Origin of the sequence: Parabacteroides sp. AF17-3 (assembly GCF_003635445.1) — a bacterium.
In the GTDB taxonomy this organism is placed as follows: Bacteria; Bacteroidota; Bacteroidia; order Bacteroidales; family Tannerellaceae; genus Parabacteroides; species Parabacteroides goldsteinii.
On sequence record NZ_QTMM01000003.1, the window covers coordinates 1 to 26,510 of the forward strand.

17 protein-coding genes are annotated in these 26,510 nt (G+C 40.6%); 16 read left to right on the forward strand and 1 reads right to left on the reverse strand.

The window, feature by feature from the left end:
- Window positions 1-93: 93 nt before the first annotated feature.
- From DWW91_RS04535 to DWW91_RS04560, 7 genes are all read left to right on the forward strand, one after another.
- Window positions 94-1,047: an IS110 family transposase gene (locus DWW91_RS04535; RefSeq protein ID WP_010800681.1), complete on the forward strand. Its 954-nt coding sequence runs from the start codon at window positions 94-96 to the stop codon at window positions 1,045-1,047.
- Window positions 1,044-1,352: a hypothetical protein gene (locus DWW91_RS27795; RefSeq protein WP_007657317.1), complete on the forward strand. Its 309-nt coding sequence runs from the start codon at window positions 1,044-1,046 to the stop codon at window positions 1,350-1,352. The genes DWW91_RS04535 and DWW91_RS27795 overlap by 4 nt, the downstream gene beginning before the upstream one ends.
- Before the next feature lie 335 nt (window positions 1,353-1,687).
- Window positions 1,688-3,328, forward strand: coding sequence for a glycoside hydrolase domain-containing protein (locus DWW91_RS04540; RefSeq protein ID WP_233584409.1), 1,641 nt, complete (start codon window positions 1,688-1,690; stop codon window positions 3,326-3,328).
- A gap of 27 nt (window positions 3,329-3,355) precedes the next feature.
- Window positions 3,356-3,982 carry a hypothetical protein gene (locus tag DWW91_RS04545; RefSeq protein WP_122327092.1) on the forward strand — a complete coding sequence of 209 codons (627 nt, stop codon included), beginning with the start codon at window positions 3,356-3,358 and terminating at the stop codon, window positions 3,980-3,982.
- 8 nt (window positions 3,983-3,990) lie between these two features.
- Entirely contained in the window at window positions 3,991-4,299 is a 309-nt protein-coding gene (locus DWW91_RS04550) for a trypsin-like serine protease (RefSeq protein WP_007654613.1), read from the forward strand.
- Between the two features lie 80 nt (window positions 4,300-4,379).
- The gene (locus DWW91_RS04555) at window positions 4,380-5,006 is read left to right on the forward strand and encodes a hypothetical protein (protein WP_122327093.1); all 627 of its coding nucleotides are present in this window, start codon (window positions 4,380-4,382) and stop codon (window positions 5,004-5,006) included.
- A gap of 13 nt (window positions 5,007-5,019) precedes the next feature.
- Window positions 5,020-6,627, forward strand: a complete 1,608-nt coding sequence (locus tag DWW91_RS04560; protein WP_122327094.1) for a trypsin-like serine protease — start codon at window positions 5,020-5,022, stop codon at window positions 6,625-6,627.
- 538 nt (window positions 6,628-7,165) lie between these two features.
- Here DWW91_RS04560 and DWW91_RS04565 read toward each other — a convergent pair.
- Window positions 7,166-8,080, reverse strand: coding sequence for a glycoside hydrolase family 20 zincin-like fold domain-containing protein (locus tag DWW91_RS04565; protein ID WP_122327095.1), 915 nt, complete (start codon window positions 8,078-8,080; stop codon window positions 7,166-7,168).
- 179 nt (window positions 8,081-8,259) lie between these two features.
- Here DWW91_RS04565 and DWW91_RS04570 point away from each other — a divergent pair, with 179 nt between their 5' ends.
- The 9 genes from DWW91_RS04570 (at window position 8,260) to DWW91_RS04610 (ending at window position 26,376) form a co-directional block, all read left to right on the forward strand.
- Complete coding sequence (locus DWW91_RS04570) at window positions 8,260-12,195, forward strand: hybrid sensor histidine kinase/response regulator transcription factor (RefSeq protein WP_122327096.1); 3,936 nt, start codon at window positions 8,260-8,262, stop codon at window positions 12,193-12,195.
- An 84-nt stretch (window positions 12,196-12,279) separates the two neighbouring features.
- The gene (locus tag DWW91_RS04575) at window positions 12,280-12,858 is read left to right on the forward strand and encodes an RNA polymerase sigma factor (RefSeq protein ID WP_122327097.1); all 579 of its coding nucleotides are present in this window, start codon (window positions 12,280-12,282) and stop codon (window positions 12,856-12,858) included.
- Window positions 12,855-13,703, forward strand: a complete 849-nt coding sequence (locus tag DWW91_RS04580; RefSeq protein WP_122327098.1) for an energy transducer TonB — start codon at window positions 12,855-12,857, stop codon at window positions 13,701-13,703. The genes DWW91_RS04575 and DWW91_RS04580 overlap by 4 nt, the downstream gene beginning before the upstream one ends.
- A 232-nt stretch (window positions 13,704-13,935) precedes the next feature.
- On the forward strand, window positions 13,936-14,478 hold the full coding sequence (locus tag DWW91_RS04585) for an RNA polymerase sigma-70 factor (RefSeq protein ID WP_007654600.1): 543 nt from the start codon (window positions 13,936-13,938) through the stop codon (window positions 14,476-14,478).
- Window positions 14,479-14,548: 70 nt separating this feature from the next.
- Window positions 14,549-15,514, forward strand: a complete 966-nt coding sequence (locus tag DWW91_RS04590) for a FecR family protein (protein ID WP_010802111.1) — start codon at window positions 14,549-14,551, stop codon at window positions 15,512-15,514.
- Between the two features lie 490 nt (window positions 15,515-16,004).
- The gene (locus DWW91_RS04595; RefSeq protein WP_233584411.1) at window positions 16,005-19,256 is read left to right on the forward strand and encodes a TonB-dependent receptor; all 3,252 of its coding nucleotides are present in this window, start codon (window positions 16,005-16,007) and stop codon (window positions 19,254-19,256) included.
- Between the two features lie 12 nt (window positions 19,257-19,268).
- Entirely contained in the window at window positions 19,269-20,876 is a 1,608-nt protein-coding gene (locus DWW91_RS04600) for a RagB/SusD family nutrient uptake outer membrane protein (protein WP_046145248.1), read from the forward strand.
- A 107-nt stretch (window positions 20,877-20,983) separates the two neighbouring features.
- Window positions 20,984-23,641, forward strand: a complete 2,658-nt coding sequence (locus DWW91_RS04605) for a sugar-binding domain-containing protein (protein ID WP_122327100.1) — start codon at window positions 20,984-20,986, stop codon at window positions 23,639-23,641.
- Window positions 23,642-23,760: 119 nt separating this feature from the next.
- Complete coding sequence (locus DWW91_RS04610) at window positions 23,761-26,376, forward strand: valine--tRNA ligase (protein WP_122327101.1); 2,616 nt, start codon at window positions 23,761-23,763, stop codon at window positions 26,374-26,376.
- Window positions 26,377-26,510 lie beyond the last annotated feature (134 nt).

Genomic DNA, 26,510 nt, shown 5'->3' on the forward strand with positions numbered 1-26,510 from the left:
CATGAAACATCCATGAAATAAATTTCGTCCAAGAGAATGTAAATAGGGGGGTATTGTTTACTTTAGTGTCATTCACTCGAAAAAACGAATGCAATGAAAACAGTACCTTTTGAACAAGTCATCCTCCGGGGTTGTGGAATAGATGTCCACAAGGACATGGTAGTTGCTACGATAAGTGGCGAAGGTCTCAAAACTGAAACCCGCAGTTACAAGACCTTCAGTAGTTCTTTGACAGAATTAAAAGAATGGTTATTATCCAGTGGCATTACGCATGTAGCCATGGAAAGTACCGGTGTTTACTGGAAGCCGGTTTATAAGATTCTTGAATGTCCTGATATGAAAGTCTGGATCGTGAACGCACGGCACATCAAGTATGTTCCCGGGCACAAAACGGATAAAAAGGATAGTGCCTGGATTTGCAAACTGCTTTTAGCAGGTTTGTTGAAACCGAGTTATATCCCGGAGCGTGAACAACGTGAGCTTCGTGATTTAACCCGTTACCGTAACAAGTTGATCCAGCATGTATCTTCTGAGAAAAACCGTATTGTTCGTATCCTGGAAGATTGTAACATCAAACTTTCCAGCGTGGTGTGCAGCCTGGACGGAGTCGTGGCGAACAAGCTGATAGATATGTTGATCGATAAGGGTCATGTAACAATGGATGACATAACTTGCATCTATCATAAAAAACTTGAAGCCAGTCCGGAACTTCTTTATCAGGCTTGTGAAGGCTTTATAGAACCGCATCACATCTATATGTTGCAGACCATCCGTAAAGATATGGAACAGACGAAAGCCATCATAGCTGACCTTACCTGCCGTATAAAAGAGGTTTTATCTCCTTATGAGAATGTGATGGAACTCTTGCAGAAGATCCCCGGACTTAGCCGGAAAACGGTTGAAGACCTGATAGCAGAGATAGGTGTGGATATGGAAGCTTTTCCAACCGAAAAGCACCTGGCTTCGTGGGCCGGTGTCTGTCCTGGCAATAACGAGAGCGCAGGTAAAAAAAAAGTGGTAGAACCACCCATGGCAACAAACAGTTGAAAGCCGTAATCACGGAGGCTGCGTGGGCAGCCACCCGTACCAAGAACACCTTTTACAGTGCACGTTATCACCGTTTAGCCGCCCGTCGAGGGAAAAAGAGGGCTTTAGTAGCAGTAGGACACTCGATCCTGAAATCGGTATGGCATGTACTGAAAGAGGCTTGTGAGTATAAGGAACTCGGTGCGGAATATCTCAACCAAAGGATGGAGCAGAAACGGAAAAATTACTTGAAGAAAGAGCTGGAAGCACTTGGCTATAAAGTTAAAATCAGCCGTGATGATGGTCCAATCCCAGAAGTAGGTTAAAAACATAGAGAAGGTCGATTTTTACTGGCTTGTTGTCGTAAGAAACAGCAAGAGGTCGCTCATGAAACTGATCTCAACTGCTAAGCGGTCAAGACTGCGAGTCCTTTAACGCGTGTATGAAATTTTTTTTCTTAGCTGTTGTAAAATTATAAAATGCCCAAAGATAATAGCCAACCGCATTTGTATCTATACAAGTGCTCTCTTTTGTTTTGTCTGAACTCTAAAAAAATCAATTTATTAATGGTTTAAACGGCTCTCTTGAGATAGGGAGCGCAATTTATTTACATATGAAACATTTTACTTATTATCTGCTTTGTATACTTTTTTTTTCATGTGTGGAAGATTCAGACACTAGAGATTGTGTTAGTTTTTCACAAGTAGATCCTTTTCTAAAAGTATTTAGAGAATCAAACTTTTTTCCGGAATACAACGAAACAGAAGAAGTGGCGGCAGGCGAACATGCCACATTTCAGTTTGTTGTCCGTAGTTCTGAAACGTTGAAGGAGTTGTCAATCGAAGTGTCTCTTTTTACAAATGAGCAAGGAAAGACGTTGCCGGCTGTACGTTCAGGATTCGTTGATTATGTAAGGGTAAGCCGTCAGACTCCTGACCGGGCAAAAGATGCGCTAACCTCTTTTTCCCATTATTATCCGGATCCTATCATTGAAAAAGACCAATGGAATGTCGCACGGGATATAGCGCAACCTATCTGGCTGACAGCAAGTGTTCCGGCCAATACTACTCCCGGCAATTATAAGGCAACTTTTCGTTTAACCGGAAGGGCAGGGAACAAACGAATCAAATTGGAAAAAGAGATCCGGATAAAAGTGCATCCGGTCGTTTTGGAAGAACCCTCCTTGTGGGTAACCAATTGGTTTAGTACCTCTTCTGATAAAATGAAGGTATTTAATGGAGGAAAAGAAGTAGAACTTTATTCTCAAGAATACTGGAATATGGTTGAAAAATTAGCTTTGAAACTAAAAGAATGCTATTCAAATGTAATACTGATTTCTCCTTTACAATATATTGAATGTATAGAAAAATATGGCATTTATTCATTTGACTATACGCAATTTGATAAAATAATTTCGATATTCAAAAAAGCAGGCGTATTAAAAATGATCGAAGGAGGACATATTGCAGGACGTTCCAGTAATTGGGATAGCCAGTTTGAACCCTATGTGCCTGAATATGAAGATGGGAAAAAAAAGATGATCCAATATCCGATTTCATCTAAAAATGCGCAAAATTTTTATAAGCAATTCATTCCTAGCTTGATGTCCCATTTAAAAGAACTGAAAGTAGGAGAAATATATGCACAACATATTGCAGACGAACCTATTAGTTCAAACATAAAAAGTTACGTAGAAATAGCTCGTTTTATTAAGCAGCTGGCTCCGGAAATTAAAATTATCGAAGCTTGCCATTCACATGATTTGGAAAATACGTTAGATATATGGGTCCCACAGTTGAATTTCTACAAAGACGGTTATGACTTTTATTGCGACCGTCAGAGGAAAGGTGACGAAGTATGGTTTTATACTTGCCTGGCTCCTCAGGGAGATTTTGTCAATCGCTTCTTGGAGCAGCCTCTCATTAAAACTCGTTTGATTCATTGGCTTAATTACAAATACGGAGCAACCGGTTATTTGCATTGGGGATTCAATCAGTGGTTTTCCGATAACGATCCTTATAAAGAAACAACTACAATGAATATGGAAAGCGGAAATACCTTACCAGGAGGAGACAGTTGGATTGTTTATCCGGATAACGGCAAACTGTATGGTTCAATTCGTCTGGAAGCCATGCGTGATGGAATTGCAGATTATACTTTATTAAAGATGTTGGAAAAGAAAGATCCCGAACTGGCTAAAGAGCTTTGCCGTTTGACTGTATTCCATTGGACTCTTTATGACACCGATGGAGATCATTTTCGTAAAACCAGAAAACAAATATTGGAGGCATTGTCAAAGTAGTTAGAAACATTACAAAAATTATAGATCATGAAACTGTTGAAACTTATTTTCTCTCTGCTATTGTTGGTAATGGTGGCAGGGTACGGTGAAGAAGAAGAGTGCCAAAATAAGGTATTACCTTTTTTTGATGGTGAAGAGTATGTGACAGAAACGTTGGTGGATCGAATTTGCTTTTACGAACGGACTTATTATTGTAAAGGGGAAGATGTGGAGTATTTGTTTTTTTGTTATTCGTATGATGCAGAAGAGTGGTTTAGTATTCCTGAATTAATTGAGGATAAAAATGGAGATGGCAAGATAAGTTCCGAAGAAAGTATTGCTTGTAATGATTATCTTAGAACATTGGTGGATAAAAATCAAGATGGAATAATTGATGCAGCCGAATCACAAAGGTTAAGTGATATTCAGCGCCATTATGCCGAATATACATTTGCAATCAATAAGGCTGATTATATTCGAATGGGAGGAAAAGATCTGAAGCAGGGACAAAAAGTTACAATGACTGTCGATTTGACGAATGTTAAAGGCTATTATAAGGTTGATTATTGTGGAGATGTGGCACCGACGATAGGTTATATGTTATGGTCGTCTCATTTCGGAATTTATGTGGGTTCTCATGTGAAAAAGGCTTATTTGAAAACAATCCATAAATAGCAAAAGATATGAAGAATTTAATTTTAATATTAGCCTTGTTACTGACATTACAAGGGTATGCTCAGCAACGTATTATTGGAGGAAATGAAATTAGTATAACAGAACGTCCTTTTCAGGTTCATATTGAAAAAAAAGATATTGAAAATACTTATTATGGTGGCGGTTGTATAATAGCTCCTCAATGGATTCTTACAGCTGCACATGTTGTCTGTTTTGATGATACAGAACAAAAGGTTGGAGTGGAAGATTTGAAAATTCGATATGGCTCAAGTAGATGGACAGAGGGTAATATAATGTTTGTTGATCAGATAGTATAAGGTTTTGATTCACAGATAAAAAGAAAACAAATATTGGAAACATTGTCAAAGTAGTTAGAAACATTATAAAATTATAGATCATGAAACAATTGAAACTTATTTTTTCCCTGCTGTTGTTGGTAATGGTGGCAGGGTGCGGTGAAGAAGAATGTAATGGTTGGCAGAAAATTCCTTTTTTTTATGGAAAGGAACAAACTATTGAAGAACTGAAAGAAATAACTTGTTTTTATGAAATGAGTTATTATTGTGAAGTCGATGATACAGAATACATGTTTTTTTGTTACGCAGATGATGCCGAGGAATGGTATAGTATACCTGGACTAATAGCAGACAAAGACGGTGATGGAGAAATTTCTAGGGAAGAATACAAAGATTGGGAAAATTATGTATATCATATTTTAGCTGATCTAAATAAAGATGGTGAGGTTGATTGGGATGAATCTCATCAAATAGATAACCGTTTACGTCATTATGCTCAATATGTATTCGGTATAAACAAAGCTGATTATATAAAACTCGGTGGAAAGGAAATACGCCAAGGAGAAAAACTAGTTATGACTATTGATTTAACGGACGTTAGAGGGAGAATAAGGACTGTCACTTGTGATGGTAGAGAAGTACTGTTAGCTAATATTATTGGGTCTTCTCATATGGGAGTGTATACTACTTCTAATCTTCGAAAAGCTTATTTGAAAGAAATACATTAAGACAAGTAATAGTATGAAAAATTTGATTTTGGCATTAGTTTTGTTGCTAGCATTTGAAGGATATGCTCAACAACGTATTATTGGAGGAAATGAAATTAGTATAACAGAACGACCTTTTCAGGTAGCTGTGTGTAAAAATTATATTTTTAGTGGGGGAGGGTGTATAATTGCGCCTCAATGGATTCTTACGGCAGCGCATGTTGTTTGTTTAAAAGATACAGAACAAACAGTAGGAATGAATGAATTGGAAATTCGATATGGCTCAAGTAAGTGGATAAATGGTTATTCTGCATTTGTTAATCAAATTATCGTACATCCGGAATACAATAGCTCATCATTGAAAAATGATATCGCACTGGTTCATTTATCTTCTCCATTGCCATTTTCTTCCACTTGTCAACCCATTGTCTTGTCTGATATGGTGGGATTGACTTCGGGGGAAGCTATTGTTTCTGGATGGGGAAATACTTCTGTAGATGTGAAAAATAGTCTTAGTGAGATTTTAAAAGCTACAACTGTATCTTTAATACCTTATACACATAGTTCAGTTAGATTTTCAAATTCCGGACCATGGCAATTGTTTGCAGCCGCTTCTCAGACGATGCATTTAAGTGGAGATAGTGGTGGCCCTTTAACTGTATCTTCTGAAAAGTACGGAAGAATTCTTGCTGGAGTAGTGAGTTTCAGTGCTAAAACGGATCAGCAAAGTCACCCCAGTGGTTATGCCAATGTCGGTTATTATCGTGAATGGATTCGTCAACAAACAGGTATCGGTATGCCTACCATTACTGGAAATGATATTATTCATACAGAAGGGAATTATGGTTTTTCCGGATTATTTTGTCCGTCAATAAATGCTAGCTGGAATATTTCCAATAGAGGTATTGCAACGATTAATTCTTCCGGACGGGTAATTCGTCAAGGTACAGCTTCTGGACAGGTCAAACTGACTTCCGTAATAAATAATTTTGGTATCCCTATTACATTGACACGCGACATTCTTATCGGTCTTCCCCCTTTCGATATCTCCTGTTTGCAACAATCGTTAATGGAGAATTACCGGGTAGGAACTACCTATAACTTCTTTGCCGATCCGCAATGGGGAGATGGGATTTTGGCAAACAACAGACTTACGTACGATTGGGGATATTCGAAACTTAGCTCTACCGGGCAAGCCGGAGAATGGATTCGGGTAAATACTTATAATAACGCTTCTTTTGTTGATATGCAACCGGCTTTCAGGTTCACAGAACCGGGTACTTACCGCATCGAAATGTATGTACGCGATGGTTCTGTGACAAGCGGCATGAATTCCAAAACGATAACCGTTACAGGTAATTATTATTCGGTTTATATGAATCCGGCTTGTACGCAGTTGACTTTTACACCGCAAATACAAGATATGGAAAGTGAAATTCTACCATCCCTATTTTCAACCCTCTATTCATCGACTGTAAAGGTGCATATCTATAGCGATACTTCTTTGAAATTCTCGACAATACTTTCTGCAACGAATGATACAAATATCGACATCTCTTCTTTGGATAAAGGTATTTATTATCTGGTTATATTGAAAGATAATGCTGTCATCGAACGGCATAAGATTTTAATTCGCAGATAAAAAATAAAGGCCCATTTTCATAAATGAGACCTTTACAAATTAACCAAAACCTTAACTATGAAAAAATTTATTTGTTTCATTTTGATATTGCAAATATCATGATTGTTTTTTTATGTGCAAATATTTCTTGTGTTTTTTTAATATTGTGAGTGAAACCATCTTCTTATACACACCACCTCTTCACTCCTTATAACAACCGCGAAAAAAATCGTGTTAAAATCGCATTAACATAGACTGCCGAAAAACGGCCCATTTGTTAAAGAATTACCTCCCTTTTACCCCCAATCGTAAGGAGTGGAGGTTAAACGGACCTTTAACGGAGGTTCAACGGAGCTAATACGGAGGTAAGACGAGGATATTTTGTGTTAAAATCGATAGGGATATTTGTGAATGTTTAACAGGTTTCGCGTGAACACTGTTTGGACGTTTTAAAAAAGGGCACGACCTGAAAGCTGGTGAGACGCTTGACAATTTTTCTCATCAGCACTGCTACATAGGCAAATAGATATGATAAGGATAAATAAGTTACGTGTTACTATTATTTTTTTTCTACCGTTATAAAGTCTTGCTTCCTATATAAAGCGAGCATTTCCACTCTTTTGGAATTTTTATTGCCTTCTGCTTCTAGAGGATTTGACCAGCTTTTTTCGGCAATAGAGGCTAAATGTTTAAATAATAGTTTTCTGTCGTCCTTGGAATCGCTGATATTGGATTTTCGGATGATTTGTTCCAGATAGAAAGGAAGATTGGATATAATGCCATCTGATCGCGTCATTCCGCTTGAAATCGTAATCTTTTTAGAATGGGCATATGAAGTCATGTTTTCTAATCCCTGCTGTATTTCCGGTGTTCTATCGTAAGGTTCTTGTATAAAATGAAGTCGGTTTATTTTTAACATGGCCATACAATCGATCAATTGTTCGAGATTATTCTTTGGGATGAGATTGAAAGGTGTGTGTAGTACTATTGTCCGATTGTTATATCGGGGACCGTCATGTATAGTCATTCCCGGAACATTCCATTGAATGTTTTTTACCGGTGTTTGGCTGTTTATTGCCGGAGGAAGCAGAAAGCGCAAAGTTTGTATCGCGTAAAAAAATCCTTTGTTTCCTGAAGCTTCTACCAGAATACAGGATGGACTGATGTTTAGTTTATAATGTTCTGCCGACAAACTCATGTCTGTACGGAATATGATATCAGCCTGTTTTTCTTGTATCGCTATTTGAGGACTGAATCCGGCTGCTTGATTAAATATACCGGTCAATTCTTGGGCAATCATAGCCTGTTTTTCATTTTCGACACTAATAAGGGTTGTTGGATCGAATACAAAATCCCCCTTATCTAATACACTCTGTTGAGGTAAAGGAATGATTTCCGGCTTTTCGTCCGGTAAGATGCATTTAACGAGCATCATAATCAAAAAAATAGAATATATACCAACTCTGAGTAACATAAAAAACTTTTAATAGTACACTTTTTGTTTAATTTTACCTGTTACAAATCTATGCTTTTGGGGTATTTCCCTATGTTCGATATCGTTCTGGAAAATTCAGGAATCGTTTTTTTATGCTATATAGGTATTGTATTTCGGACGATTTTGTATTTTTGTCGAACAATGGGTGATATATAGTTATGCAAATATTAGGGAAGTATTCACAATTAAATCTATTATTGTTTTTTATATTCTTAACGGGGGGGCTTTGTGCAACCCCCAAATATTATTTTAAACAGATTTCTTTACAGGACGGATTATCGCAGTCTTCTGTAAAGTGTGTATTGGTAGATGACAGGGGCGTTATATGGATCGGTACCCGCTTCGGGTTAAATCGTTTTGACAGGGAAAAGGTAACGGTTTATCAGGAGGAAAAAGACAATCCGCATTCTCTCCCTTATAATGACATCGTTTTTCTGGAAGAAGATGCGGAAAGACATATTTGGGTTGGAACCAGTCGCGGACTCGCTTATTTCGATCGTGATACCCAAAAATTTATACGTCAGAAAATAGATGGTGAACCGGTGGTTGTAACTTGTTGTTTTCTTATGCCGGATGGAATCTATTTTTTAGGAAAGAAAGGGGGATTTTGTTATTCCTATGCAGAAAAAAGGATTTTTAAATGTCCGGAAAAGGGGCAGTTACCTGATTTATTACCCAATTATGCTTTTTTGTATAATAAAGAGAATAGGAAGGTTTTGTTTTCTTCTTTGGGAAGTGGGCTTTGGTGGTATTATCTGGATACCGGAGAGATAGAGCAGGTCTCGTTTATTCAAGAAAAGAATATTTCTTCCATGTATCTGGATTCACAGCAGAGGATTTGGGTGGCAGTTTATAATAAAGGTGTATATTGCTATAGTTATGACGGAGAGCTATTGGAACATCTGGAAGCACCAGACAGGTTGACTCATAATATCGTACAGGATATGCGGGAAAAAGATGGTGAACTTTGGCTGGCGACAGATGGAGGAGGTATCAATATTTATAATTACAAGAATAAGTCTGTGAAAGCTATCATGCATCTGCCTGGCGATCATCACTCTCTTCCGGTAAATTCTTTTGCCAGTCTTTACATTGATGATGAAGATAACATATGGGCTGGTAGTATCCGGGGGGGACTGATAGGAATCAAACCCGTTTTTATGACTACCTATCGGGATGCTCCTCCCGGGGTGTCTTATGGATTAAGTTTCCAGTCGGTTACTTCCATGTATGAAGATACGGACGGGAAAATCTGGATGGGAACAGATGGTGGTGGTCTTAATTTGTTTGATCCGGTAAAGGAAATGTTTCAGAAATATCCTAAAACATCGGATATGAAAATTGTTTCCATTATGCCCTATAGTGACTCGGAATTGTTGTTGTCTTTATTTGGTGTCGGCCTTTGTCTTTTTAATAAAACGACCGGAGAATGCCGGGAGTTTCGGTTAAACTGGGGGAATGTTCGAAATGATTTATTTCTGCTAGGGAATGCGGTTCGTTTGTATCGTGTGGATGAAAACCGTTTTTACCTTTTAACAGATAATTATTTTTGTGTGTATGACATAAAAAAACAACAATTCGAATCTTTGCCGGAAGATATGATACCTCATAATTTTTTAGCTCCTTGTTTTGTTTCTGGCGATTCGTGTTACATAAGTTCTTCTAAGGCTATATATGTGTTGGACTTTCCGCATAAACAGTTACGTCCGCTATTCGTGACAAAGGAAGAATTCGGAACAATTATTTCGGTAAAACAAGATAAAAATAAACGTTTTTGGTTGGGGACTTCTTCCGGATTATATGTATATGACCGCATTACACAAAAGATAGATACTGTTGATACGAAGCGTTTTATCGGGATTACGTCTTTAGCTTTCGATACTTATGATCGTCTTTGGGTGAGTACTCATGAAGGGTTATATGCGTATGTTTCTCAGGAGGAACGTGTGATCGTTTTCGGAGAATCCGATGGTGTTTTTACACGTGAGTTTTTACCGCAGCCGGCTTTAAAAACCTCTTCCGGAGATATTTATATTGCAGGTGTGGATGGAGTTGTAAGAATACGACCTGATCAGGAATTCCAAAAGGAAGAAGATTTTTCCGTCAGTTTGATCAATCTGGCTTTGGATGGTTCGCCAATTCATCCGGACGGCATATTTGGAGAACAAGTCATTTCCGTCCCATGGGATTATGCTTCTCTGGGACTGAGTGTCATCGTAAAAGAGAAGGATTTGATGCGGAAAAAATTGTTCCGTTTTGCCATTAAGGGGGATCGTGAGGAACTATTGGAGACTTCCAGCCATGCATTTTCGTTTCCGGCTCTTACTCCTGGTAATTATGAATTATGGGTTTCGTATGGGAAGAGGAACGGAGATTGGAGTGTACCATTGAAATTATTAACCGTTAATGTGGTTCCTCCTTTGTGGCAGCGGGTATGGTTTATAGCATTAATGATTGCCGTAGTTCTGATAATAACCGGATGGGGTATCCGTTTGATAATGGAGAAGAAGGAGCGCGAACTTGCTTGGGCGATGAAAGAACATGAACGTAAGTTCTATGAGGAGAAAGTTCGCTTTATGGTTAATATCAGTCATGAACTGCGTACGCCACTGACCTTGATTTATGCCCCACTTAAACGTTTGTTGAAATCCGGAAAAGTGACGGATGAAGATGTGTCTCGCCAATTGAACGGCTTGTTGTTGCAGACCAGCCGGATGCGGGAAATAGTAGATATGGTGCTCGATGCCCAAAAATCGGACACGAACGGTGATGTCATGGATATCTGTTTTTACAATCTCAATGATTGGATACGGTCGGTAACGGATGATTTCATTCCGGAATTTGAAGCTCGTGGAATTAGCTTGGAATTCAAGTTGGATACTTCAGTGGAGAAAGTCCCCTTCGATGCTTCTAAATGTCGTGTCGTTTTATCTAACTTATTGATAAACGCGATGAAGTTCAGCGGACCGAATACTCTATTAGTTATTTGTACAGAACGCATAGGAACAAATGTGCGTATTTCTCTTGCTGACCAAGGTATTGGATTGGAACATGTAGATATGGACCGTCTTTTTTCCCGTTTTTATCAAGGTGACCATGATCGTAAAGGTAGTGGAATCGGATTGGCTTATGCTCGTAAATTAGTGGAGTTGCATGGAGGTAATATTGGGGCTTATAATAATGAAGACGGTGGTGCGACTTTCTATTTCGATCTACCGCTGGAACAGGCCTTTGTCTCGGGAGAGTCGAGTGAGGTAGTCGGTTTTGATCTGGAGAATGCCGGTGTGACGGCAGAGAATGCTGGGGTAGGGCAAGCCGATATATCGCTTGCGAAATACACCTTACTAGTGGCCGAAGATGAAACAGATTTACGCAACTATCTGTCCGGTGTTTTGCAGGCTGAGTTTAAAGAAGTTTATGTGGCAGCAGACGGAGAAGAAGCATGGGAACTTTTGGGGCAATATCAGCCGGATATTATAGTGAGTGATGTGATGATGCCTCGGACAGATGGCTATGAACTGTGTCGCCGGATCAAAAACGATGTGACAGTTAGTCATATACCTGTCGTTTTACTTACAGCCCGAGCAGATCAGGCGAGTTCGCTCGAAGGGTATAAGTCTGGTGCGGATATATACCTGGCAAAGCCGTTTGATGTAGATTCTTTGTTAGTAATTTTGCAGAATATATTGAAACAACGCGATCAGCTTCGTGCACGTTATCGGGAGTCCGGTTGTCTGTTCTCTCCTAAAGAGGATGCTGTAAGTAATGCGGATGAACAGTTTATGCAAAAATTGAATACGTTGATTCGTGAGAATCTGACTAATCCGGATTTGAATGTAGCTTTTATTGCTTCAGGGATGGCTATGAGCCGTACGACGCTTTACAGCAAGTTTTGCCATTTGTCGGATATTTCAATTGGCGATTATGTGATCAGGTTCCGGATGGTCGAGGCAACCCGCCTGCTTTCCTCTCATAAAGAAATGAGTATTCAGGAGGTTGCAGATCGTGCCGGTTTTTCCAGCGCTCGTTATTTTAGTACGGCTTTTAAACAGAGTTACGGGATGACACCGACTGAATATCGTCGTAATAATTAAGTCGGGTGTAGATAATCGGGATTTTTGCTTTTATTGTAATCATTTAGATTTAAAGTTTATATTTGTAGAAAAAACAGGGACAAATTGCTATTTTTCAGACGTAACATATCGAGTTATTCCGACAGTGAGTTGGTACGATTATATAAGGAAACCGGGGAAAGTGATTATTTCGGTGAATTGTATAACCGTTATATCCCGTTGATTTACGGTTTGTGTCTGAAATACTTGCAGGAAGAGGTCAAGGCACAGGATGCTGTGATGCAATTATTTGAAGACTTGTTGCCTAAACTGTCACGTTACGAGATACGGGAATTCAGAACCTGGATTTACAGTGTGGCGAAGAACTATTGTTTCCAGTTGCTCCGGAAAGAAAATCTGGAGATAGCAACTGATTTTGACCAACAATTTGTGGAAACGTACGATATTTTGCATCTATTAGATAAGGAAGAAACAAGCGACGATGCCCGTACGGCAGCCCTCAAGCATTGCATGGAGAAACTGCCCGAACCGCAGCAACGTTGTATCCTCTCTTTCTTTATGGAAGAAATGTCGTACGCCGATATCATGGAACAGACCGGATATCAGCTGAAAAGTGTAAAAAGTTATATTCAGAATGGCAAACGCAATCTGAAAAGTTGCATAGAAAAGAGAATGGCACAATGAAAAGTCTGATGCAATACATACAAGGCTCACGAAAAGGCAAGGAAGCCCATCGCCTGGAAAAAGAGGCGATGAAAGATCCTTTCCTGTCGGATGCGCTCGACGGTTTCCAGACCGTAGAGGGTAATCACGTGGAAAGTATTGAAGAGATGCGCCGCCGGATTTCCCGCCGTACCCGTTCGCACCGCGACAGCATAACGAAATGGAGTATTGCTGCCAGCCTGTTGATTTGTTTAGGTTTCGGTAGTTATTTTTGGCTGGACAGACAATTAGGTATGCCGTCACAGTCACCGCTGGCGGTTGTTATGGAGGAACAGGCGGCTCCGTTACAACAAGCACCGTTGGCGGGTATTGCAGCCGATTCTATGCAAGAACATGAAAGCGCTTCGGGAGCAGGGGAGGCCAAAGCGAAGGTCTCTGAAGGTATCCCTCAGCCACCGGCTCCTGCTGTTGCAGCAGCCTCCGTAGCCCAGGTAGAAGTTTATTCCGCACCTTGTGAAGATGTCGCTGTAGCCGATATAGTTGCGGAAGAGGAAGCTCCTGTAGCAGCTAAGGCCTTAACCCGTTCGATGCCCCGGCATATACCTCAGCCGGTAATCGGCGAAGAAGCCTATCGCGAATATCTGAAAAAGGAACTTATCCATCCGCAGGATTCCCTTTGCAAAGGAGTGAGCGGAACAGTCGTTGTTGAATTCTATATCAATAAAAAAGGACGCCCTGTCGATTTGAAAGTAAAACAAAGCCTGTGTGAATCGGCCGATAAGGAAGCCCTCCGTCTGATTGAAAAAGGACCGGACTGGCAGGTGGATACGGCTAAGGTGTTTGTCCCGGTTGTTTTTGTTCCGTAACTTCTATCATCTGTGTTTCTTTTCCCAGTTTAAATTCCCCATATTTTTTTATTACGTGGGGAATAATCCCCATTGCAGTGGGAAACAATCAGTAAAGTGACTAGGTTGTGTTGACAAAGTGTTCCTGAAATTCATATGGGAATGGAAAGAAAAGTGATAAATCTTGCCCGATTGTTTAAAAGTTAGAATAATATGTTACTTTTGCTAAAGTATAGAATTTGCAGAATTAGATATGGTTTATCCCCAAGATACATTTGAAAAAATATATAAGCTGTACTATCCGAAGATGTTTGCATTTGCTAAGAATTACATATCGGCAAATGAGGATGTGGAAAATATAGTGCAGGATGTCTTTTTGGTACTTTGGGAGAAAAAAGATGAACTTGAATTGTCCTGTACACTTACTACCTATTTGTTTACCCTGGTTAAAAACAGATGCCTTAATTTCTTGAGACATAAACTTATAGAAGAGGAATATAATGCTCAGATGAAAGAAGAATTGGGTTTCAAACTATATGCTTTGGAATCGATGGAGTATTCATATCATTCGGAAAAGGAGTTGCAGGAGATCATTCAGCGGGCTTTGGATACATTGCCGGAACGTTGCCGGGAGGTGTTTATAAAAAGCCGTATCGAGGGATTAAAGTATAAAGAAATATCAGAAGAGTTAGGAATATCTGTAAATACAGTTGAAAACCATATTGTTACAGCATTGAAAAAGCTACGTGTAGAACTGAAAGATTACTTGCCCTTGCTTTTGTTCTTGGTTAATTAATGTTTATTTTGAACTGCTTTATAGTGGTCTGTCTCCCGGTAAGGGTTTAACTTTATAAATGGAAGAAAATATGCATGATCTGTTATCTAAATATTTGACAGGAGATATTTCATCAGAAGAAAAGCAAACTCTTTTTCTGTTATTAAAAGAAAATACAGAACTAAAGAAAGAAGCAGCCGATATACAAAATCTGTCGGCACTTGTTTCTATAGTCCGGGAGGAGCATCCTGCTTCTGATATGCAATACCGGTCGTTTGTTCATTTGAGGAAAAAACGCACATTCTTATTTAATATGCGGAAAATAGCCGGTTATGCGGCTATCATGGTGTTCTCTGTTTTGTCAACTTATTTATTAATGACAAATATGGGAGGAAGAGGCGAAGAACTTGCCCGTTACCAGGAGTTTTCAACCCCGCCCGGTCAGCGTGCCAGGGTATTGCTGGCCGACGGTACGGAAGTTTGGTTGAATGCCAATTCAACATTGCGCTATCCCGAACGTTTTGATTTGAAGCAACGGGAGGTAGAGTTGCATGGAGAAGCCTTTTTTGAAGTAGAAAAGAATAAGGAGAAACCTTTTGTTGTCAGGACAAGCAAAATGGATATACAGGTAACCGGAACAAAATTCAATGTGAGCGCTTATGAGGCGGAAAAGTATTTTGTTACCTCTTTGGTTGAGGGAGCGGTTTCCATTTCTTGTGCAAACGACCGGAATCGTACTTTTTCACTACGTCCGCAACAGCAAATTATAGTGTCGGATTCTTCATCGGAAGTTGCCTTATTTGAGAATACCGATTTTCTGTCGTGGAGAGAGGGCGTATTTGTTTTTGATGATATGTCGTTAACAGATATTATTAAGAAACTGGAGTTGTTTTATGATGTGTCGATTGTTGTGAAAAACACGAAACTGGGTAACTACCGTTATACCGGAAAATTCAGACAAAGGGATGGAGTGGAAAGCGTTTTGCGGAAATTACAGATAGTATATCCGTTCACTTATACAAAGGATGATGAGCGTAATCTGATTGTTTTACAATAAATACTCTGATATCGAAAATATCTGTTACAGAGTCGTGGCATTGTCTATGACGGCCATTCGTATGACCTTAACAATACTTGTGTAATGCAAAACAAAGTCATGAAGAAGATCGGCGAGTAATCAAAGTTAAACGCTGGAAATATGGCTTGTTTGTTAAATTATGTTTAATTTGTTGCCGGTTATAGTGGCGTTTTTGATCTGATGGGTTTAACTTAATAGAATCTGAAAATATGTGTAACCTTAAAATAAGATGCCTATGATTTAAAAGAAATAAGAAGCCTTTTTTATATAAAAAAGCAGACAGGTGTTCCAGCACCTGTCTGCTTTTTTATATAAAAAAGCAGACAGGTGTTCCAGCACCTGTCTGCTATACATCTAACACTCTTAGTCGAAAAAAGTATTAAACATTTAATTTTACAAAGGTATGGAAAAATATGCTTTGTCAATCTTTTTGTATCAAAGAAAACATTTAAAGAAGTTTTTAAATATTATGAGAATTTCTACATTATTACTGTTTGTCTGCATTTTTGCATCTTATGCGTCGGATTTAAGTTCGCAGACGGCAAAAGTAAATATTGCAAACACTCGTATGACGATCGGAGACTTTATCAAACAGGTTGAAAAGGAAACTGGTTATATGTTTGTTTATAATAAAGGGGAGATTGACGCAAACAGAACGGTTTCTTTAAAGAAAGGGAATAACACAGTCGGCGACTGTCTGAACAGAATATTCGATGGAACCGGCGTGTCATTTGTTTTTGATGACGGATATGTTGTTTTGACGAAACACTCACAAACACAAGCCGCAGTATCCCAGCAATCCGGTAAACTGGTCAAAGGGGCGGTAACCGATGAAAGTGGCTTGTCGGTAATCGGAGCCAATGTCTTTATTAAAGGTACAACAGTTGGTACGATCACGGATATGGAAGGTAACTTTAGTTTGGAAGTGCCTTCGGATAATGATATCTTAGTGATTTCATACATTGGTTATGTAGAACAGCAAATTCCGGTAAAAAATAGAAAAAACTGGTCCATTGTACTGAAAGAGGATGCACAGAACCTGGATGAAGTAGTGGTCGTGGGATACGGTACACAACGGAAGGGAAATATTGCTACGGCTGTGACAACGATTAAGTCGGATGTTCTTCAGAACCGTCCTGTCCAGACGGTCGGTGAAGCTCTGCAAGGGCAGATTCCGGGCTTGAGTGTAACGGCAAAAGGTGCCCCGGGTGAATCCCCTAAACTTCAACTGCGCGGATCTTCCGTTTTGAAGTCGGATAATTCTTCTGAACCTTTGGTGTTGGTCGATGGAGTTCCTGCCGATTTTAACTTCTTGAATCCGGAAGATATTGAGAGTATTAATGTACTGAAAGATGCAGCATCTTCGGCTATTTATGGTTCACGGGCCGCAAATGGTGTATTGCTGATAACCACAAAACGCGGTAAGATGGGTAAACCAACTTTCCGTTATAACGGCTCGGTGGGAGTTAATACGCCGATGTATATGCCGCAGTCGATCAGTTCAGCGGAATATGCAAGAATAAAGAATGAGGCGGAGAGAAATATGGGACGTGCTCCGATTTATACCGATGAAGATATTTCAAAGTTTGCCAACGGTACGGATCTGAATCGTTATCCGAACACAAACTGGTTGGATTTGGCGATACAGAACAGCGTTACGACGCGTCATGGTCTGGAGGCTTCCGGTGGTACGGAAAAAGTGAGATATCTGGTAAGTGCGGGTATAGATCATCAGACTGGCATTTTCCCGAATACTCAACAGAATGTATTCAATGTGCGTTCGAGTACGGATATTTCGATCACCAAAAAGTTTGGTATCTCTTTTGATATACGTTATCAACTGAGGGATATGGATGCCTTGAATAATCAGGAAGATATTTATAAACAGTTGATTCAGGCCGATCCGACAATGGTTGCCTATTATACGGATGGTTCATACGGATATAATCCCGGATTCTTTACAAACCCATTGGTTCCCCTTTATGAAGGTGGGCAGAAATATACGAACAGGCATGAAGCTTCAGGTATTTTCAAGCTGGATTATGAAATTATTGACGGATTGAAGTTTACCGGAATAGCTAATGTGAAATATACTTTCAAAAATGAAGAATCCAGAGCCCGTAAAGTATTTTATAAAAACTATTTTACACAGGAGGTTTTTGAAAACGGAGAGAATAGTTTTTCAGATCGTCGCGATTATAATGCTTATTATAACTTGCAGGCATTGTTGAATTATAAGAAGAGTTTTGGTATTCATAATCTGGATATCCTGGCAGGTTATCAGCAGGAAAGTGAGAACAGCGACTGGCTGAAAGGTGCCCGTTCCGGTTATCCGACTGATATTATCTGGGAATTGAACCCAGGGCCGAAAGATAACTGGAGTAATGATGGAAATGGTGAACACTGGGCGTTGGCTTCGTTTATCGGTCGTATTAATTATGATTATGATAATAAATATATTTTGTCATTGAGTATGCGTTCGGATGCTTCTTCCCGTTTCGCCAAAGGAAGCCGTTGGTCCACTTTCCCTTCTGTGGCTGCTGCATGGAGAATTTCTCAGGAATCGTTTATGAAAGGTATACGTAGCTGGCTGGATGATCTAAAGATCAGGGCATCCTGGGGACAAACAGGTAGTGCGACCGGATTAGGACTTTATCCGAGTTATACATTGATTTCTACAGGAGGTCTGATACTGAACAATACTTATCAGCAGATTGCTTCTTTGAAGACGATCGGAAATCAGGAACTGACTTGGGAACATTCCGACATGTTAAACTTGGGTTTAGATGTAAAGGTGTTAAACAGCCGTTTGAATTTTACCGGTGAATATTATATCAAGAATACTAAAGATATTTTGTTGGAAATGCCTGTTCCGTTAGAATATGGATTCGGTAAACCGAATATGAATGTCGGTGAAGTCCGTAATAAAGGATGGGAACTGTCTCTGAGCTGGAATGACCGGATTAATGATTTTGGTTACAGCATTTCTGGTAACTTGTCGGATAACCGGAATGAAGTTGTCGATCTGGGAGATACAGGTCCGTGGAAAGGATCCAACACCTATACGGAAGTCGGATTACCGTTTAATTCTATTTACGGATACGAATCTATGGGGTTATTTCAGTCTGACGAAGAGGTAGCCAATGCTCCTTTCCAGAATTCCAATACGGCAGCCGGTGACATACGTTATAAAAACCAGAATGGAGATAATAAGATCGATGCTAACGACCGTGTTGTAATAGGTGATCCGAACCCGCATTTCTTGTATGGTGTGAATCTGGGATTTGATTACAAGAACTTTGATTTGAATATGTTCTTCCAAGGGATCGGGCAGAAAGATCGGGTTATAATGGATAATTTTGTCAGACCGTTTTATGATTCTTCTATCTTTGAACATCATTTGGATTACTGGACACCGGAAAATACAGGAGCCAAATATCCGCGTATTTTGAATAAGGACGATGGAACGCATAATTATCAGCAGTCTGATTACTGGATGATCAATGCCGGATATTTCCGTATGAAGAATTTACAGATCGGATATACTATTCCGCGTGAGATATTGAGACCGGCGGGTTTTGATAGAGTCCGTGTCTATTTTTCTGCTAATAATTTGTTTACTGTTTCTGATTTTGTGCCGGGTATGGATCCGGAGTCTGAAAAATCAGTGTCTTATCCGTTTGCCCGGACGTATTCTTTTGGTTTGAATGTTCAATTTTAATAAGCTGGAAAAATGAAATCAATAAAAATATATATATGTGCGGCCATGATGGCGCTAGGTGTTTCTTCATGCGACAGTTTCCTGACAACTCCTCCTTTGGATCAGATTTCAGAAGATCAATGGTGGAGCGATAAGAGCCAGACGGAAATGATGGTAAAGGGAGCTTATCAATATGTGTATGGACCCAACGAAGTAGTACTTCGTGATTGTATCAGTGATAATGCAACACATCGTGAAGCCAAATATAAAGAAGTGGGTAACGGTACTTATACTACTCAGAGTGCAGCAGTTAAGGATGAATGGAAGTATGCTTCCATAGCCAAGTTGAATTATATACTGGAAGGGATCGAGAAAGCGAAAGACCAGATATCGGAAGAAGAATATCTCCGTTTTAATGCGGAAGTACGTTTTATTCGTGCATTTGTTTATTATGATATGGTTTTCTTTTTTGGAGATGTACCTTTGATTACTAAGACTTTGAGTGTGGCTGAAGCTCGTGAGACATCACGTCAGCCTCGCCAGGAAGTTTTGGATTTTATATTGAAGGAGTTGGAAGATGGAGTTTTACCGAATATTGAGAAGGTTGCTATAACGGAAACCGGTCGTGTTAACAAGCAGGTAGTAAATGCATTTCTTTCCCGTATTTATCTACATGAAAAGAATTATGAAAAGGTTCTTTATTATACGAATGAGGTGATTAAAGCCGGAAAATACGAGCTTCATCCCAGTTATGAAGAATTATTCCGTCCACAGGCTGATGGCAGTAATAAGGAAGTGATTTTTGAACATCAATATAGCTCTCCGTTGGTTGTACATGAACTGAACCGTAACCTGTCTCCGGCCTCTTCCATTTATGCCGGTTGGTCCCATGTGTTGGGGTTGCAGGAGTTGGTGGACGATTATGAATGTGTGAACGGTCATCCGGTTTCCGAATGCGAATCTCTGGGGTGTGAATATTTCCAGAAAAGGAAAGATGCGGAAGCTGAAACGCATCGCGGAGAATATGATTTCCGCGATCCTCGTCTGGCAGCTACGATCATGTGGCCGTATTGGGAGTGGAAAGTGGGTGGAAATGTTCTTTCACGCTATGGTGTTGACGATCCGGACAGTAAGGATTATGTAAAGAAAGAAACTCATATGACCGGCTTTCTGGTCACGAAGTGGGTGGATTTGCAGGGAGAATATGCAGACCGTACACGTGGTCAGAAGAATTTGACTATTTTGCGTTATGGAGATGTCCTTTTGATGCGGGCGGAGGCTTTGATCGAATCCGGTCAGGATTTGGGTGAAGCGGTTACGTTGATTAACCAAATCCGTCAACGGGCGGGGATGCCTGATATTGTAATTGCTTCCCAATCTGTACTGCGTGAAAAGTTACGCCATGAAAGACGGATAGAAACGGCCTTTGAAGGTTTGCGTTATTATGATATTATTCGTTGGCGTATTGCAGATAAGGTGAAATCCGGCAAAGTATACGGTGCACGTTTGAAAGCGATTAGTGAAGCTATGGATAATAAGTTTGTGGAAGAACGTTTCTGGAATGATAAGATGTATTTGTTCCCGGTTCCTCAGGAAGCCATAGATAATAATTCAAATCTGGTGCAGAATAAAGATTGGTAATACTGATTACTAATTAGGTTGGAGAACCCCGGATCTTAATTTGCGGATGAAGATGCGGGGTTTCCTTTTGAAAGTAAAAGTGATTGATTCTAATAACAGACTATTTTATGAAAAAGAATATTTTAGCGTTACTCTTTCTCTTATTGACATTCAATCTGTCAGCCTCAAACTTGCCGGAGTTCTCGACTGCCGGTTTTTATGAGTTGTCTAATACCGGACGTGAGGTTTATTCCATGAATCTGGCATGGAGATTTATTAAAGGTGACGTGCCGGGGATGCCCTATACTGTGAATTTTGATGACTCCGGTTGGGAGGTGGTCTCTGTTCCGCATGGATTGGAGTATCTGCCGGAGGAAGCCAGTGGTTGTGCTAATTATCAGGGCATTGCCTGGTATCGTAAACATTTTACTCCGGATGAACGGTTGAAAGGAAAACAAATGTTTATACATTTTGAAGCGATAATGGGGAAAAGTGAAGTCTATGTGAATGGGCAATTATTGAAAAAGCATTATGGTGGATATTTACCTGTTATTTTAGATGTAACTAATCTCCTGAAGTGGGGAGAAGAAAATGTAATAGCAGTAAAGGCAGATAATAGTGATGACCCTTCTTATCCGGTCGGTAAACCGCAAAATATGCTGGACTTTACTTATTTCGGAGGCATTTACCGTGATTGCTGGCTGATTGCACATAATGATGTGTTTATAACCAATGCAAATTATGAAAATGAAGTTGCGGGGGGCGGCCTGTTTGTTTCTTATGCGGATGTGTCTGAAAAAAGTGCCCTTGTCAATCTAAAAGCCCATATCCGGAATAGTTCGGTAAGCGATAAGAATGTTACGGTTACTTTTGAGTTGAAAAGGAAATCTGGTGAACTTGTCAAGCGTGTATCGAAGAAGTTGACAGTGAAGAGGGGAAATGCTTCGTATGCTGTTGGTTCGATGAAAATTAACGCACCTTCTTTATGGAGTCCCGATCATCCTTATTTATATGATTTGGAAGTGATGGTCAAAGGTGCTAATGACCGGATTGTGGATGGCTATCGTCAGAGAATCGGTATCAGAAGTATCGAATTTAAACAAACGGAAGGTTTATGGATAAACGGAAAACCTTACGAAGGAAAGATCATGGGAACAAACCGGCACCAGGATTTTGCTGTTTTGGGTAATGCTTTGCCGAATTCAATGCAATGGCGGGATGCCAAAAAACTGCGTGATGCGGGGTTGAAGGTTATTCGTACCCATTATGTGATAGACCCGGCTTTTATGGATGCTTGTGATGAATTAGGTTTGTTTGCACTGGTAGAAGTTCCGGGTTGGCAGTTCTGGAATAAAGAACCGGTTTTTGGAGAGCGTGTTTATTCGGATATACGGAATATGATCCGTATACATCGTAATCATGCCTCTTTGTTCTTCTGGGAACCAATCCTGAATGAGACGCATTATCCGGAGGACTTTGCCAAAAAGGCATTGGATATTTGCCGGGAAGAATACCCGTATCCCTATAGTATTGCGGCCTGTGACGACGGGGCGGAAGGTGATCATTACTACTCCTTGTTACTGCGTCCGATCGAATCGAAATTACGGACAGATAAAACCTATTTCATTCGTGAATGGGGAGATAATGTCGACGATTGGAACGCCCAGAACTCGGATAGCCGTGTGGCACGGGGATGGGGAGAAGTACCGATGCTGCTTCAGGCGGAGCATTATGCGAATCCGTCTTATATAAAGGATTATCCGGTTTTATGTTATGAAACGATCAGCAATAAACCCCACCAGATTGTCGGTGCCTGTTTCTGGCATTCGTTCGATCATCAGCGCGGTTATCATGCCGATCCTTTTTATGGCGGAATTATGGATGCTTTTCGCCAGCCGAAAGCGTCTTATTATATGTTTATGTCGCAGCGTTCTCCGGAAAAAAGCGATTTGATTGCGGATAATGGACCGATGATCTATATAGCACATGAACTTACACCTTTTTCACCGAAAGATGTGACTGTGTATTCCAATTGTGATGAAGTACGTTTAACAGTCTTCAAGAATGGGAAAGAGTATATTTATAAGAAAGACCCTGATCATAAAGGTATGCCTTCTCCTATAATAACTTTTGCGGATGCATTTCATTTTATGGAATGGAAAGCGATGGCCCGCTCAGGAAGGCAGGATGATGCGTATCTGCTGGCCGAGGGATTGATAGACGGGAAAGTCGTAGTGAGCGATAAACGCTATCCGTCTGGTCAGGCAGACCATATTTCTCTTCGTCTGGACAATGAGCAGGTTCCTTTGAAAGCGGATGGCTCCGATGTGGTAACTATCATTGCCGAAATCGTAGATAAGCGTGGAACGGTAAAACGTTTGAATAATTCAGTTGTCCGGTTTGAGATAGAAGGTGAGGGACGTTTGCTGGGAGAGGCTTCCGTGGGTACGAATCCGTGTCCGGTCGTTTGGGGGACTGCTCCGGTCCTGGTACAATCGACAACAAAGTCAGGTAAAATCAAAATCAGTGCTTCCATGCAAAATCCGGGCCAGTCACGTCCGTTGGAGGGGATACTGGAGTTTGAAAGTGTAGCAAATGATCAAAAAGAAGTTTTCTCACAGAAAGAGTTATCCTTATCCGGACAATCCCGCTCTGTAGTTAATCTTTCCACTAACAAAAGTGATCTGGAAAGGGAGAACGAACGTTTACGTAAAGAATTAAATCAATTGAAAGTGAAAGATGTTGAAAGGCAACAGACGCAGTTCGGTGTAGGGATCAATGACTGATGTATCCTGATTTTATAGGCGGAACATGCTATATGATAATATTTTTTGTACCTTTGCAACTCAAAAATAACAGGCTGACTGGCCTGTGTTTAATAAGGATATAATTAGAACAAAACAATATGGAAATTGCAAGTAAGTACAACCCCGCCGAAGTAGAGGGAAAGTGGTATCAGTATTGGTTGGATAACGGCTTCTTCAAGTCGAAACCAGACGGCCGTGAGCCGTACACAATCGTCATTCCGCCCCCTAACGTCACCGGCGTACTTCATATGGGACACATGCTTAACAATACCATTCAGGATATCCTGATCCGTCGTGCCCGCATGCTTGGAAAGAATGCTTGCTGGGTGCCGGGCACCGACCATGCTTCTATCGCTACTGAAGCAAAGGTTGTAAACAGACTGGCTCAGCAGGGAATCAAGAAAACGGACCTGACCCGCGACGAGTTTTTGAAACATGCCTGGGAATGGAAAGAAGAACACGGAGGTATTATCCTGAAACAGTTGCGCAAACTGGGTGCATCCTGCGATTGGGACCGTACGGCTTTCACGATGGACGAAAAACGTTCGGAAAGCGTATTGAAAGTATTCGTGGACCTGTTTGAAAAGGGACTGATCTATCGCGGTGTACGTATGGTAAACTGGGATCCGAAAGCTCTGACTGCTCTTTCCGATGAAGAAGTAATTTATAAGGAAGAACATAGTAAATTATATTATCTTCGTTATAAGATCGAAGGCGAAGACGGTTACGCTGTTGTTGCAACCACCCGTCCGGAAACGATCATGGGCGATACTGCCATGTGTATCAATCCGAACGACCCGAAGAACCAACATCTGAGGGGTAAGAAGGTGATCGTTCCTCTGGTAAACCGCGTGATTCCGGTTATCGAAGACGATTATGTAGATATCGAATTCGGTACAGGTTGTCTGAAGGTAACTCCGGCGCATGATGTAAATGACTATATGCTGGGCGAGAAATATAACTTGCCATCCATCGATATTTTCAACGATAACGGTACATTGAGCGAAGCAGCCGGCTTATATATCGGTATGGATCGTTTCGATGTTCGTGAACAGATCGAGAAAGACCTGGAAGCAGCCGGCTTGCTGGAAAAAGTAGAAGCCTACGAAAACAAGGTCGGTTATTCCGAACGTACAAACGTTCCTATCGAACCGAAGTTGTCTATGCAGTGGTTCCTGAAAATGGAACATCTGGCCCAGATTGCTTTGGAACCGGTTATGAATGACGAACTTAAATTCTATCCGCCTAAGTTCAAGAATACGTACCGTCACTGGATGGAAAACATCAAGGACTGGTGTATCAGCCGTCAGTTATGGTGGGGACACCGCATCCCGGCTTATTATCTGCCGGAAGGTGGCTATGTAGTAGCTGAGACAGCAGAAAAAGCATTGGAACTGGCAAAAGAGAAGAATCCGGCATTGACTATGGCCGACCTGCGTCAGGACGACGACTGTCTGGATACCTGGTTCTCTTCCTGGTTGTGGCCGATCTCTTTGTTCGACGGTATCAATAATCCGGATAACGAAGAAATCAATTACTACTATCCGACCAGCGACCTGGTGACAGGACCGGATATCATCTTCTTCTGGGTTGCCCGTATGATCATGGCCGGTTATGAGTACCGTAAAGATATGCCGTTCAAGAATGTGTACTTTACCGGTATCGTTCGCGACAAGCTGGGACGTAAGATGTCCAAGTCATTGGGAAACTCTCCCGATCCGTTGCTGCTGATTGAACAGTATGGAGCCGATGGTGTCCGTATGGGGCTGATGATGGCTGCACCTGCCGGAAACGATATTCCTTTCGATGAGGCATTGTGCGAACAGGGACGTAATTTTAATAATAAGATATGGAATGCCTTTCGTCTGATCAAAGGTTGGACGGTAGACGATACGATCGCACAGCCGGAAGCATCGGCAACTGCTGTTAAGTGGTTTAAGATGCAGTTGGACAAGACGATTGCCGAAGTGGACGACCTGTTCAGCAAATACCGTCTGAGTGAGGCAATGATGATGATCTATAAATTGTTCTGGGACGAATTTTCTTCCTGGTATCTGGAAATGATCAAGCCGGGTTATCAGCTGCCGATCGACAAGGCGACTTATGATGAGACTCTTGGTTTCTTCGACGCCTTGCTTCGTTTGCTTCACCCGTTCATGCCGTTCATTACGGAAGAATTGTGGCAGGCATTGGAACCGCGCAAAGAAGGTGAAAGTTTGATGGTGGCTTTGATGCCGGAAGTGGCTCCGGTCGATAATGCCTATCTGGATGCTTTTGATGTAGTGAAAGAAATTGTTAGTGGTGTTCGTACTATTCGTTTGCAGAAAAATATTCCGAACAAGGATACATTGGCTTTACAGGTTTTAGGCGATCATAATGATGTTTTCAATCCGGTTATTGCCAAGATGTGTAACCTGTCTGAAATTACAAAAACTGACGATAAAGCGGCCGGTGCTGTTTCTTTCCTGGTTCGTACAACAGAATATGCTGTTCCTCTGGGTAATATGATCAATGTGGAAGAAGAATTGGCAAAACTGGCTGAAGAACTGAAATACCAGCAGGGTTTCCTTGCTTCCGTACAGAAGAAGCTAAGTAACGAAAGTTTTGTAAGCAAAGCTCCGGCTAAAGTGATCGAAATGGAACGTAAGAAACAGGCGGATGCCGAAAGTAAGATCAAGTCGATCGAAGAAAGTATTGCCGCTCTGAAGAAGTAAAAAGCTATTTTTATCCTGTTATAGGTCCCATATTTGTTCTGAATCAGACAAATATGGGACTTTTTATTTTTATCTTTTATTAAAAAGGTATAATCTATTTAATTTTTGCTAACTTGCAGGCCTTGATCTATATG